This window comes from Clostridium sp. MD294, from assembly GCF_000364165.2.
Taxonomy (GTDB): Bacteria; Bacillota; Clostridia; order Lachnospirales; family Anaerotignaceae; genus Coprocola.
This window is the reverse complement of record NZ_CP097810.1, coordinates 1320428-1334014: the sequence shown is the minus strand read 5'-3', so window position 1 is coordinate 1334014 and position 13587 is coordinate 1320428. Positions and strand designations below refer to the sequence as shown.

9 protein-coding genes, 7 tRNA genes and 3 rRNA genes are annotated in these 13587 nt (G+C 37.5%); all 19 read right to left on the bottom strand.

What is annotated here, in order from left to right:
- Window positions 1-193 precede the first annotated feature (193 nt).
- Window positions 194-676, bottom strand: a complete 483-nt coding sequence (locus C820_RS06565; RefSeq protein WP_004038811.1) for a GNAT family N-acetyltransferase — start codon at window positions 674-676, stop codon at window positions 194-196.
- A gap of 70 nt (window positions 677-746) precedes the next feature.
- Window positions 747-818, bottom strand: a tRNA-Gln gene (locus C820_RS06560).
- Between the two features lie 41 nt (window positions 819-859).
- A tRNA-Gln gene (locus tag C820_RS06555) sits at window positions 860-931 on the bottom strand.
- 10 nt (window positions 932-941) lie between these two features.
- Window positions 942-1013, bottom strand: a tRNA-Gly gene (locus tag C820_RS06550).
- A 14-nt stretch (window positions 1014-1027) separates the two neighbouring features.
- Window positions 1028-1111: transfer RNA gene (locus tag C820_RS06545), tRNA-Leu, on the bottom strand.
- A gap of 10 nt (window positions 1112-1121) precedes the next feature.
- A tRNA-Lys gene (locus C820_RS06540) sits at window positions 1122-1194 on the bottom strand.
- Between the two features lie 13 nt (window positions 1195-1207).
- A tRNA-His gene (locus C820_RS06535) sits at window positions 1208-1281 on the bottom strand.
- 34 nt (window positions 1282-1315) lie between these two features.
- Window positions 1316-1390: transfer RNA gene (locus C820_RS06530), tRNA-Pro, on the bottom strand.
- Between the two features lie 7 nt (window positions 1391-1397).
- Window positions 1398-1515 (bottom strand): 5S ribosomal RNA (rrf, locus tag C820_RS06525).
- Window positions 1516-1638: 123 nt separating this feature from the next.
- Window positions 1639-4538 (bottom strand): 23S ribosomal RNA (locus C820_RS06520).
- 180 nt (window positions 4539-4718) lie between these two features.
- Window positions 4719-6242, bottom strand: a 16S ribosomal RNA gene (locus tag C820_RS06515).
- The 16S, 23S and 5S rRNA genes sit together here with 7 tRNA genes alongside, the layout of an rRNA operon.
- A 551-nt stretch (window positions 6243-6793) precedes the next feature.
- Window positions 6794-6964, bottom strand: coding sequence for a hypothetical protein (locus tag C820_RS06510; protein WP_004038968.1), 171 nt, complete (start codon window positions 6962-6964; stop codon window positions 6794-6796).
- Window positions 6965-7057: 93 nt separating this feature from the next.
- Window positions 7058-7849, bottom strand: coding sequence for an EcsC family protein (locus C820_RS06505; protein ID WP_004038970.1), 792 nt, complete (start codon window positions 7847-7849; stop codon window positions 7058-7060).
- A gap of 78 nt (window positions 7850-7927) precedes the next feature.
- Window positions 7928-8920 carry a flotillin-like protein FloA gene (gene floA, locus C820_RS06500; protein WP_004038971.1) on the bottom strand — a complete coding sequence of 331 codons (993 nt, stop codon included), beginning with the start codon at window positions 8918-8920 and terminating at the stop codon, window positions 7928-7930.
- A gap of 31 nt (window positions 8921-8951) precedes the next feature.
- The gene (locus C820_RS06495; RefSeq protein ID WP_004038972.1) at window positions 8952-9443 is read right to left on the bottom strand and encodes an NfeD family protein; all 492 of its coding nucleotides are present in this window, start codon (window positions 9441-9443) and stop codon (window positions 8952-8954) included.
- 88 nt (window positions 9444-9531) lie between these two features.
- Window positions 9532-10509 carry a porphobilinogen synthase gene (gene hemB, locus C820_RS06490; RefSeq protein WP_004038973.1) on the bottom strand — a complete coding sequence of 326 codons (978 nt, stop codon included), beginning with the start codon at window positions 10507-10509 and terminating at the stop codon, window positions 9532-9534.
- Window positions 10510-10612: 103 nt separating this feature from the next.
- The gene (gene cobA / locus C820_RS06485) at window positions 10613-12100 is read right to left on the bottom strand and encodes a uroporphyrinogen-III C-methyltransferase (RefSeq protein ID WP_004038974.1); all 1488 of its coding nucleotides are present in this window, start codon (window positions 12098-12100) and stop codon (window positions 10613-10615) included.
- Window positions 12097-12987 (bottom strand): hydroxymethylbilane synthase, encoded by an 891-nt coding sequence (gene hemC, locus C820_RS06480; protein ID WP_004038975.1) that lies wholly within the window; start codon window positions 12985-12987, stop codon window positions 12097-12099. The genes cobA and hemC overlap by 4 nt, the downstream gene beginning before the upstream one ends.
- Window positions 12971-13531: a precorrin-2 dehydrogenase/sirohydrochlorin ferrochelatase family protein gene (locus C820_RS06475; protein ID WP_004038980.1), complete on the bottom strand. Its 561-nt coding sequence runs from the start codon at window positions 13529-13531 to the stop codon at window positions 12971-12973. Before C820_RS06475 ends, hemC begins: the two co-directional genes overlap by 17 nt.
- Window positions 13532-13587 lie beyond the last annotated feature (56 nt).

Below are 13587 nucleotides of genomic sequence, written 5' to 3'. Positions count from 1 at the left end.
TATCATTATTTAAAGTGGTTTTTATGTTTTTTATTACTAAAATCTAGTTTACGCCCTCTGCCGTATTCTGTCAATTTGCTTGCAAAAATTATATATTAAATTTATATTTCATCTTTTTTCCCTCTACTAAAGATTATATCATAATTTTGTTTTTCTTTATACACAAAATTTATAGTATATTATGTACTCTTTTTTATACAAGAAACAACTCCACTTCATCACTTAAACCATATATTTCTTCTTCATCATAAGCATAAGAATCTTCAAAGCCTAATTTATGAAGTCGTTCACGATTGTTCTTCACATAAGTTTTTATTACAATACAATTTCTTTTTCTCGCTTCTTCTACAACCTTATCAAACAAATGTTGAAATATACCATTTCCCCTAAATTCAGGCAGAATATAAACATCAGACAATGTAGCTTCTCCCTTTGCAATATCTTCTCTCCAAATATATATTTTTGCCATTCCTACAAACATGCCCTTTTGATAAGCAATATACGATATTAATGTTTCCTCTTTCATTAATCTAGGAATAGCCTCTTTATAATGTTCTTCAAACTTTTTTTGCATAGCAATATCACAATGAAAATCTTCAAGCAATTCTTTCATACTTATTTCTACTAATGTAGGTATATCTGACAATTCTGATTTTTTATACCAAAATGCTTCCATACAAATTAAACTCTCCTTTATACAAAAAAAGAACAATGAATTAGCTTCATTGCTCCTCTCTTAATTAAAACTAGGGTAGCAGGATTTGAACCTGCGAATGACGGAATCAGAATCCGTTGCCTTACCGCTTGGCGATACCCCAATAATATTTAAACATTTTTAAATAATTTTCAAATAAAAAAACTGGGCTAGCTGGATTCGAACCAGCGAATGCAGGAGTCAAAGTCCTGTGCCTTACCGCTTGGCGATAGCCCATTAAATAAAAAGCGCGAAACGAGATTCGAACTCGCGGCCCTCGCCTTGGCAAGGCGATGCTCTACCACTGAGCCATTCGCGCATATGTAATATGTATGCAGTCGAGGGGACTTGAACCCCTACCCAGAAACCCGGACTAGATCCTTAGTCTAGCGCGTATGCCAATTCCGCCACGACTGCTTAAATAAAATGAGTCACTCGGGGCTCGAACCCGAGACACCTGGATTAAAAGTCCAGTGCTCTACCTACTGAGCTAGTGACCCATATTATAATAAGGGTGGATAGTGGGATTCGAACCCACGGCCTCCAGAGCCACAATCTGGCGCGCTAACCAACTGCGCCATACCCACCATAGGTTTCCTCAACCACATTTTTTTAAAAAAGTCGGGGTGACAGGATTTGAACCTGCGACCTCCTGATCCCAAATCAGGCGCGCTAGCCAAACTACGCTACACCCCGTTACATTCTCCAGCCACCACTTACTTTCCCAAGCGGTCCCCCACCAAGTATCATCAGCCGTTTGCGTCTTAACCGTCGTGTTCGGAATGGGTACGGGTGTTCCCCACAAACGTATCGTCACTGGAATTCTTTTCTTCGGGCTTCTTACACCCTCAAAACTGAACACAAGATGTATTATAGTCTTTTTCTCTCGCTTTGTCAATACCTTTTTTTCACTTTTTTCTACTTTCTTTGCTTTCCCTCTTTATTAGGTCAAGCCCTCGGTCTATTAGTATTGGTCAGCTCAATACATTGCTGCACTTACACCTCCAACCTATCTACCTTGTTGTCTTCAAGGGACCTTACTCACTTGCGTTTTGGGATATCTTATCTTGAGGGTGGCTTCACGCTTAGATGCCTTCAGCGTTTATCCAGTCCATACTTAGCTACCCAGCTATGCATTTGGTATGCAACTGGTACACCATTGGTATGTCCATTCCGGTCCTCTCGTACTAAGAACAGCTCCTCTCAAATATCCTTCGCCCACAACGGATAGGGACCGAACTGTCTCACGACGTTCTGAACCCAGCTCGCGTACCGCTTTAATGGGCGAACAGCCCAACCCTTGGGACCTACTTCAGCCCCAGGATGCGATGAGCCGACATCGAGGTGCCAAACCTCCCCGTCGATGTGAACTCTTGGGGGAGATAAGCCTGTTATCCCCAGGGTAGCTTTTATCCGTTGAGCGATGGCATTCCCACTTATTACCACCGGATCACTAAGTCCTACTTTCGTACCTGCTCGAACCGTCGCTCTCGCAGTTAAGCCACCTTTTGCCTTTACACTCTTTGAATGGTTTCCAATCATTCTGAGGTGACCTTCGAGCGCCTCCGTTACTCTTTTGGAGGCGACCGCCCCAGTCAAACTGCCCGCCTGACATTGTCCTTCATCTGGTTCACAGATGCAAGTTAGAAATCCAATGATATAAGAGAGGTATCCCACCAGCGGCTCCACGAATACTAGCGTACTCGCTTCCTAGCCTCCCTCCTATCCTGTACATATATCATCGAATCCCAGTATCAGGCTGCAGTAAAGCTCCATGGGGTCTTTCCGTCCTGTTGCGGGTAACCAGTATCTTCACTGGTTCTTCAATTTCACCGGGCGTGTTGTTGAGACAGTGCTCAAATCGTTACACCTTTCGTGCGGGTCAGAACTTACCTGACAAGGAATTTCGCTACCTTAGGACCGTTATAGTTACGGCCGCCGTTTACTGGGGCTTGAATTCAAAGCTTCAGCTTACGCCTTACCTCTCCTTTTAACCTTCCAGCACCGGGCAGGTGTCAGCCCCTATACTTCACCTCTCGGTTTCGCAGAGACCTGTGTTTTTGCTAAACAGTCGCTTGAGCCTCTTTTCTGCGGCCAGCTCTCACTGGCTCCCCTTCTCCCTAAGTTACGGGGTCTTTTTGCCGAGTTCCTTAACAACACTTCTCCCGTCAGCCTGTGGATTTTCTCCTCATCTACCTGTGTCGGTTTACGGTACGGGTACAAATAATGCTATAGCGGCTTTTCTTGACAGTGTGGATTTAGTAACTTCCTTACTCTTTTTCAGTCCTCATCACATTTCAGCTCAGTCTGACGGTTTTTCCTATCTGACATACCTTTATGCTTGACCGGGTTTTTCCTTTCCCCGGTTTACCTATCCTCCTGCGTCCCCACAGTTCTGATTATTTGTAGTACTGGAATTTCTACCAGTTATCCATCGACTACGACCTTCGTCCTCGCCTTAGGCCCCGACTTACCCTGGGAAGTTTAGCTTTACCCAGGAACCCTTAGATATTCGGCCTAGAAGTTTCTTTCTTCTATCTCGCTACTCATTCCGGCATTCTCTCTACTGCTTCGTCCATCATTGCTCTCGCTTTGACTTCTTCCTTTTGCACTATGCTCCTCTACCACTCCCTACATCCGTAGGAAATCCGTAGCTTCGGTGGTATGTTTTAGCCCCGTTTATTTTCGGCGCAGGTTCTCTCGACTAGTGAGCTGTTACGCACTCTTTTAATGTATGGCTGCTTCTAAGCCAACATCCTAGTTGTCTTTGAAATCCCACATCCTTTCCCACTTAACATACACTTCGGGACCTTAGCTGTCGGTCTGGGCTCTTTCCCTTTTGACCACGAGACTTATCTCACGTAGTCTGACTCCTGAGGATATCTTGACGGCATTCTTAGTTTGATATGAGTTGGTATCCTTTTTGGGACCCGCGTCAGTTCAGTGCTTTACCTCCGTTAGACTTCTCTCAAGGCTAGCCCTAAAGCTATTTCGAGGAGAACCAGCTATCTCCGAGTTCGATTGGAATTTCTCCGCTATCCACACCTCATCACCACCTTTTTCAACAGATGTGTGTTCGGTCCTCCAAAACCTTTTACGGTTCCTTCAACCTGGACATGGATAGGTCACCCGGTTTCGGGTCTACTATCACTAACTATATCGCCCTCTTCAGACTTGGTTTCCCTTCGGCTTCCTGCCTTATTAACAGTTAACCTCGCTAGTAATTGTAACTCGCCGGACCGTTCTACAAAAAGTACGCCATCAGTTTCCCTCTGGCTGTTTGTAAGCACGGGGTTTCAGGTTCTCTTTCACTCCCCTCCCGGGGTCCTTTTCACCTTTCCTTCACAGTACTGCTTCTCTATCGGTCACTGGGGAGTATTTAGGCTTGGGGGGTGGTCCCCCCGGCTTCCTACAGGGTTTCTCGTGTCCCGTAGTACTCTGGATACTGTCGGCTGAATTTCAATTTCGTTTACCGGACTTTCACCTTCTTTGGTGTGCTTTCCCAAAACACTTCAACTATCTCTATTCAATACCTTACACAGTCCTCAACCCCAGAAAACTATGTCTTCTGGTTTGGCCTCTTTCCCTTTCGCTCGCCGCTACTTAGGAAATCGATTTTTCTTTCTCCTCCTACTGCTACTTAGATGTTTCAGTTCGCAGCGTTCCCTTCTGTATGCTATGGATTTACATACAGATACCTAAGGTTTTCTTAGGCAGGTTCCCCCATTCGGACATCTTCGGCTCAATGGCTATGTGCGCCTCCCCGAAGCTTTTCGCAGCTTATCACGTCCTTCATCGGCTCCCAGTGCCAAGGCATTCACCTCGTGCTCTTTCTTGCTTGACCTTAAATGTAATAGCGTTATTACTTTATTTCTTTAAATAGAAGTTTGTTTCAAAAATTTATTATTGCTCGATTTTTGACTCTTTTTTCTTGTATTCAGTTTTCAAGGTGCATTATTTTGAAAGATTTTATCAATCCTTCAAAACTGAACAGTTAATCTATTTCACAACTTTGTCTCCTTAGAAAGGAGGTGATCCAGCCGCACCTTCCGATACGGCTACCTTGTTACGACTTCACCCCAGTCACTGGCTTCACCTTCGGCGACTCCTCCCTCGCGGTTAGGTCATCGACTTCGGGCGCTTCCAACTCCCATGGTGTGACGGGCGGTGTGTACAAGGCCCGGGAACGTATTCACCGCAACATTCTGATTTGCGATTACTAGCGATTCCAGCTTCATGTACTCGAGTTGCAGACTACAATCCGAACTGGGACTAGGTTTTTGTGCTTTGCTTAACGTCACCGTCTCGCTTCACTTTGTTTCTAGCCATTGTAGCACGTGTGTTGCCCAAGACATAAGGGGCATGATGATTTGACGTCATCCCCACCTTCCTCCGTGTTATCCACGGCAGTCTCTCCAGAGTGCCCAGCTCTACCTGCTGGCTACTGAAGATAAGGGTTGCGCTCGTTGCGGGACTTAACCCAACATCTCACGACACGAGCTGACGACAACCATGCACCACCTGTCTCCCTTGTTCCGAAGAAAAAATGTATCTCTACATTCGTCAAGAGGATGTCAAGCCTTGGTAAGGTTCTTCGCGTTGCTTCGAATTAAACCACATGCTCCACCGCTTGTGCGGGCCCCCGTCAATTCCTTTGAGTTTCAACCTTGCGGTCGTACTCCCCAGGTGGAGTGCTTATTGCGTTTGCTCCGGCACCGGGAATTCCTCCCCGACACCTAGCACTCATCGTTTACAGCGTGGACTACCAGGGTATCTAATCCTGTTCGCTCCCCACGCTTTCGAGCCTCAGCGTCAGTTTCAGTCCAGAAAGCCGCCTTCGCCACTGGTGTTCTTCCTAATATCTACGCATTTCACCGCTACACTAGGAATTCCGCTTTCCTCTCCTGTACTCTAGCTAGATAGTTCGTTATGCTATCCTTAAGTTAAGCTTAAGGCTTTCACATATCGCTTACCTTGCCGCCTACTCTCCCTTTACACCCAGTAATTCCGGATAACGCTTGCCCCCTACGTATTACCGCGGCTGCTGGCACGTAGTTAGCCGGGGCTTCTTATTTAGGTACCGTCATTTCTTTCTTCCCTATTGATAGAAGTTTACAATCCGAAAACCGTCTTCCTTCACGCGGCGTTGCTGCATCAGGCTTTCGCCCATTGTGCAATATTCCCCACTGCTGCCTCCCGTAGGAGTTTGGGCCGTGTCTCAGTCCCAATGTGGCCGGTCACCCTCTCAGGTCGGCTACTGATCGTTGCCTTGGTGGGCTATTATCTCACCAACTAGCTAATCAGATGCGGGCCCATCTTTTACCGAATAAATCCTTTCTTTCTTAGAAGATGCCTCCTAAGAACCGTATGCGGTATTAGTCACCGTTTCCAGTGATTATTCCACAGTAAAAGGCAGGTTGCCCACACGTTACTCACCCGTCCGCCGCTAAAATAATTAAAAGCAAGCTCCTAATTATTTTCGCTCGACTTGCATGTGTTAAGCACGCCGCCAGCGTTCATCCTGAGCCAGGATCAAACTCTTATATTAAAATCCTTTTACTCAGATTACTCTGACTTTTTATATTAGATTTTTTTAACTAAAAATCTACAAAAACTTTGAATAGACTTGGGTTGTGTTTATTTCTTAACTGTTCAGTTTTCAAGGATCAATTCTTTCCTTTTTTTTACTTTGTTTTTTATTTCCTTTTTTCGACTTCTTTCGAAATCGACATTAAACATTTTATCATTGATGTTTTGTTTTGTCAAGCACTTTTTTTATTTTTTTTAAATATTTTTCAGTGCTTTTTTACTGCTTTTGTGGCAGTCACGAGTATTTATTATACACTCTTTTTCTTACTTGTCAAGCATTTTTTTACTTTATTTTTAAAATATTTTTTTACTCTCTCAGCAAGAACATTTTATACTATACCATATCTTTTTTTATTTTGCAACACTTTTTTTCATTTTTTTTATTTTTTTTAAATTTCTTACTATTTTCTACATTATCAGTAAAACAAAAGTAACTTCTTTTTGAATAATTTCAAAAAGAAGTTACCTTATAATGTGTTAAAATATTACTTCGTAATATTTATAATACTATTAGTTACTGCTGCTTCCACTACTGCTACCGCTTTTGTTACAATTTTTTTCTGTTTTATTTGTTTTATTTGTTCTCTTACTTGTGTCAATGCTGTATTCCTGTGCAAATTCTGTTCTGTTCATATTTTTTTGTGTGTCTTTCTGAGCATTTTTATTTGTGTTTTTTTCCATTTTGTTTTTCCTCCTTCATAAGTTAAACAATAAAAATGAATATCGATATGCAAATCACTTTTGCAATACTTAATATAACCCTTTTTCTTTTTTTTATTCTTTGTTTTTTTTCTGTAAATATCTTTTTTTATATTTTATATTACAATATTTCAATATCGTATGATACACTACTGCATTATATCCACTTCCTGCAACACCTATTACAGGTACACCTTGTATCATTTTAGCTGTAAGCATAGCATGAGAAAGTAGTTGAGAAGTTTGTTTTACTTCTTCCTCAAAGTTATATGGTACAGCAATTTCTTTTTCAATACACATTGCGGTTTCTTCTACTAATATATTTAATGCTACTTTTTGTTTTTGTTCTATCATAGCAGCACGAATAAGTCTTAATATATAAATTTGTTCTCTTTTATCGTTATAATCAAAGCCATATTGTAATGCTGTTTGATAAATTCCTTTTAATATGATTGCCAAAAATAACGGAATATCTGGTAAGCCAATACCCAATACACCCAATACGCCACCCTCTACTGCTGTTATTGCAATGTTTATTCTATTACATTGATTAGCATTTTTTACTATTTTTTGAAATTGTCTGTTTTTTCTATTTTGTTCAAAACGATTTTCATAAAATTGATGTTGCCACAATATTTTTTCTTTATCATATGTTTTTTCAATGACAGAAGTGCCCTTTTCCAAAAGCACTAAAAATCCCTTAAAAAACGCTTTTTCTATTGCCTGTTTTACTTTCTCAGGTACTTTTTGTTCTATCATTTCTTCTACTGCTTTCTTTTTACAGTATAATCTATTTTCTTTTTTACTTAAGTATTTTTTTTCTTTTTTTTCTATTTTTTCTAATTGTTTTTTTACTACATCATTCATATATTTTCCCCTTTCTTTTTCATTTTATTTTAAAAAAAGATACTGAAACAACATTGTTTTCAGTATCTTTTTTCCATTTTATCTTTTTTCTTTATTTAATACTTTTGTCAAATCTGTTTTCCCTATATTATCCCTCATAGTAGTATCTGCCTGCACATTTTGCAGTTTATAATAATCCATTACACCCAGATTTCCACTTCTTAAAGCTTCTGCCAATGCCATAGGCACTTCTGCCTCTGCTTCTATTACTTTCGCTTTCATTCTTTCTACTTCTGCTTTCATTTCTTCTGCTTTTGCTACTGCCGCTGCACGTCTTTCTTCTGCTTTTGCCTGTGCAATCTGTTTATCTGCTTCTGCCTGTTGTATTTGCAAATTTGCTCCTATATTTCTTCCAATATCCACATCTGCTATATCAATAGACAATATTTCAAATGCTGTACCATTATCAAGACCTTTTCCCAATACTGTTCTAGATATAGAATCTGGATTTTCCAACACACTACTATGATGCTGTGAAGAACCTACTGTTGTAACAATACCCTCTCCTACTCTAGCGATAATTGTTTCCTCTCCTGCACCACCTACTAATCTACCCAAATTTGCTCTTACTGTTACTTTTGCAATAACTTTTACTTCTATACCATCTATTGCAACTGCTGAAATCCAAGGAGTTTCTATGATTTTAGGTGTAACACTCATTCTTACTGCTTCAAAAACATCTCTACCTGCCAAGTCAATCGCTGCTGCTCTTTCAAATGACAAATCCAAATTTGCTCTATGTGCTGCTATCAGTGCATCTACTACATTATCTACATGACCACCAGAAAGTAAATGACTTTCTAACTGATTAGCATTGACGTCCATACCTGCTTTTTGTGCTTTGATTAAAGGACGTATAATCCTTGCTGCACTGACTCTTCTCATTCTCATACCTATCAATGATGCAATACTTACTTTTACGCCTGCGGATATTGCAGAAATCCAAAGTCCTAAGGGTACAAAACTTAAAAAAATACTAATGATAATAATAATTGCAAATATGGTAACTCCTAAACCAATTCCAACAAACATAATTAAAACCTCCTTTTTAAAACACAATTTTCTACGACACAACTTCTTTTACAATTACTGTTTTTCCTTTTACTTGTACGATTTCAACAGATTTATTTTTCTCAATATACCCTCCCTCAGAACACACATCAATTTGCTTTCCTTCTATTTCTATTTTACCATAAGGCTGTATTGTTGTAACAGTAATCCCTTTTTTTCCTTCCATGCCTTGTAATATACTTTCATCAAAATCTTTCGTATCTAAAACTTCATTTAACACAAATTTATCATATACTCCTTTTGTTTGAGCAACACGTACAAATATTAAAGCCAATATTATCAAAGCTGCTACTAATATTAAAAATACACCAAAACCATATTTCATACCAGCCATTACTGTAGAACCCAATACACATACCGTTCCTAATATACCAAATATTCCAAATCCTGGCATCAATGCCTCTGCTATCAAAAGTATCAATCCTATAATACCTACTATTATAATCCACAGCAACATATTATCTATTACAATTCCTGATAACATACATTTCTCTCCTTTCTGTATAGTATTCTATCACAATTTTTTTGTTTCATACTGCAAAGGCTTTTTTGTATTGTATATTTATACTATATTATGTAATACTATCACTATCTTTTAAAAGTCCTTTTGCAAAATCTTTTGCAAAATAAGTAATTATCATATCTGCTCCTGCTCTTTTCAATGCTATCAAACTTTCCATAGCTACCTTTTTGCCATCTATCCAATTCATTTTTTCTGCTGCTTTTATCATGGCATATTCTCCACTAACTTGATAACTACACACTGGCACATTGACCTGCTGTTTTACTTGCCACAATATATCTAAATAAGGCAAAGCTGGTTTTACAATAACTATGTCTGCACCTTCTTGTATATCTTGTTGCACTTCTTTGAGTGCTTCTTTTCTATTTGCAGGGTCCATTTGATAACTTTTTCTATCTCCAAACTGTGGTGCAGAATGAGCTGCTTCTCTAAAAGGTCCATAAAAAGCGGAGCAATATTTTGCACTATATGCCATAATCGCAACATCATTACAATTATTTTCATTCAATGCTTTTCTAATATATGCTACTCTATTGTCCATCATATCAGAAGGTGCAATGCAATCTGCTCCCGCTTTGGCATAAGATACTGCTGCTTTTGCCAAAAGTGGAAGCGTTTTTTCATTATCCACTTTCTCATCACATATTACACCACAATGGCCATGACTAGTATATTCACAAAGACATACATCTGCAATAATATATAATTCTGGTACTGCTTGTTTTAATGCTTTAATTGCTTTTTGTATTATATTTCCTTCACAGTATGCTGTTGTACCAAATTCATCTTTATTGTCAGGAATACCAAAAAGTAATATTCCTTGTATACCCAATTTTGAAATTTCTTTTGCTTCTTCCACCAATTTATCTACTGAAAACCTATAATTTTGAGGCATAGCACTAATTTCTTGTTTTTTATTTTCTCCTTCTACTACAAACAAAGGATATATTAAATCCTCCAAACAAACTCTTGTTTCTTTTACATAATTTCGAATAGCTTTATTTTTCCTCAGTCTTCTATAATCCACACTATCACCTTCATATTATCATTGTATCACTTTTATTATTCTCACTCAATGTATTTTACGTATTTGTAAGAAATATTTAACTTATTCATTTCGGAAAACAGTTTCATACATTTTTTAATACTTCTATTATTTTTTTTGCTACTCCTTTTCCTGTAGAAATTTCTGCTGTTGCTGTTACTTCTGCCCCCATTTGTAGTATAGTTTGCTGTGTTTGTTGCCCTATAGCAAAAAGCTGACATTTTTTTATATCCTCTCCCAAAAGTAAATACAAATTTTTAAATTGAGAAGAACTAAAAAATGCCATTGCATCAATATTTCCTTTTTTTAAATCACTTTTTATTCTTTCTATACCATTTGTATTAACATGATTTTGATATGCTGTTACCCTTACCATAGTAACGCCTAATTCTTGAGCTTTTTGTTCTAATACTGTGGAAGCTAATTCTGATGCTGGAAATAATATACTATCTCCTTTTTTTAAAAATTGTTCCATATCTTTCGAAGCACTTTCACTATTATACTGTTGTGGCACTCTATCCACAAATATGCCTCTTTTTTCTACTGCTTGCTTTGTCTTCTCTCCTATACAAAATATACCTATTCCCTGCAATTGTCTAATATCTTTTTTTTGTTTTTGCATTGCGTCAAAAAAACATTCCACACTGTTTACACTTGTAAAAAATATCCATGTATACTTCTTCAAATGTTGTATTTCTTTTGAGAGTTCCTTTACATTTTCTTTGATTTCAATACCAGAATATACTGTTATTTCTGCACCTTCTTCTTGTAACATTTTTTTTGCTTCACAAGCAGTTTCTCCGCTTGCTGCTAATACAATATGTTTTCCGAAAAGTGGTCTATATTTTTGCCAATCCATTCTTTGTTTTACCACATCTCCCATTATTACAACGGAAGGGTGTCCAATATTTTTCTGCTTTGCCTTTTTTGCTATGTCTTTTAATATTGCTGTAACACTTTTTTGTTTACTTGTTGTACCCCATTGTATAACACATACAGGTGTATTTTCATCTTTTCCTTGTTGTATCAATTTCTCACTTATAATATGCAGATTTTTCATACTCATCAAAAATACAAGTGTTCCTTCCATATGTGCTATACTACTATAATCTAATTCTCCGTTATTCACTCTATGTCCTGTAAAAACATGAAAAGAAGAGGAACATTCTCTATGTGTCACTGGAATACCTGCATAGGCACATACAGAATAAAAAGAAGATATTCCTGGCACTACTTCAAATGGAATACCTGCTTTTTCCAATTCTTCACATTCTTCTCCTCCTCTACCAAATACAAAAGGGTCGCCTCCTTTTAATCTTACTATACTTTTACCTTCTTTTGCCTTTTGTATTAATATTTCATTGATTTGTGATTGATTTAATCTATGATTTTGAGGTTGTTTTCCCGCATTAATTTTTTCACACTCTTTTTTACTATATATCAAAAATCTTTCTGCACTTAATCTATCATATACTATCACATCTGCTTGTTTTATCAATTCCAATGCTCTAACACTTATCAATTTCTCCTCTCCAGGCCCTGCCCCTGTAATATAAACTCGTCCTATTTTCATATAATATGCTCCTTTCTTTTTATTTCCATCGCTAGCATTTTTCCTAAATGTTCTGCATTTTCAATACTATCGTATCCTTCCGACTGCAATATTCTATCTGTATAAAACATTGCTTTCATATACAATTTTCCATTTTGTATTTTTGCCAAAGCTCCTGCAGGTGCATGACAATCTGCACCAATTTGTTCTAAAAAAGCCCTTTCTGCTTTTTGACATACAAAAGCATTCTCATTATTTATTTTTTGCATAGCCTGTTTTAAGTACAAATCATTTTCTCTTATTTGCAATGCCAATATTCCTTGACAAGCTGCAGGTATCATTTCTTGCAATGTAAACACATGAGAAATTTTTTGATGCTGTTCTGTTCTTACCAGTCCTGCTACTGCCAACACAACAGCATCAAATCCTTGTTCCAATTTTTGAAGTCTTGTAACAATATTTCCTCTTATAGGTACTACATTAAAATCACTTCTCAATGCTAAAAGTTGTGTTTTTCTTCTTAAACTTCCTGTACCTATTGTTGCTCCTTTGGGCAATTTTTCCCATGTCATATTATTTGCACATACAACTGCGTCCATAGCATTTTCTCTTTTCAGTACAGCTCCTAATGTCAATCCTTTTGGCATTTCGTCAGGCATATCTTTCATACTGTGTACTGCTACATCAATATCTCTTTGCAATAATGCTCTTTCTATTTCTTTTACAAAAAGCCCTTTTCCTCCTATTTTATCTAGGGTTTTATGTAATATTTTATCCCCTTTTGTTTTAATTTTTACTATTTCAATATCTACTTGTTTTAATATACTTTTTATTTCTTTTGCAGCTAGTTCTGCCTGTTTTATAGCTAATAAGCTATCCCTTGTTCCAATTTTAATACTTTTTTTCATTTGTCTGATACTCCTTCAGCAACTGTTCTAATGCCTTTTTTCTTTCCTTTTTATCATGAATACACTCTATTATTTTTTTTCTTTTTTCTCCTAAATAATATAATTCTTTTCCTATAGACAAATCTATTGTTTCACATATTTTTTTTCCTAATAAAGGAAATAACCCGTCTGTACTTACTGCAACAGTTAATTTTCCTTCTCTTTTATGATAAGGTAGTATAAAATCTCCTTTACCATCTGCTTTACAACACAATACGTTTAATTCTTTTGCCCACTTTGCAACACTATCATTTACATTTTTTTCTGCCGCTGCAAACACTATAAATACATCTTTTATATCCTCTTTTTTAATTTCTTTTTTTTGATAGTTTACAACATTTTCTTTTAATATTTTTTCTGTTTGTTGAGCATACTCTTTTGAAATTACTTTAAAATCTGATTGTATGTCTAACAATGTTTTTATTTTTATCAATGCTGCTGTACCGCCACCTACTACCAATACTTTTCTTCCTTCTAGAGAAAGAAATACAGCAAGCTTTTCCATATTTTACTCTCCTTTCTATATTCGTTTTAGTATACTATTTTTGCACTTTTATGGCA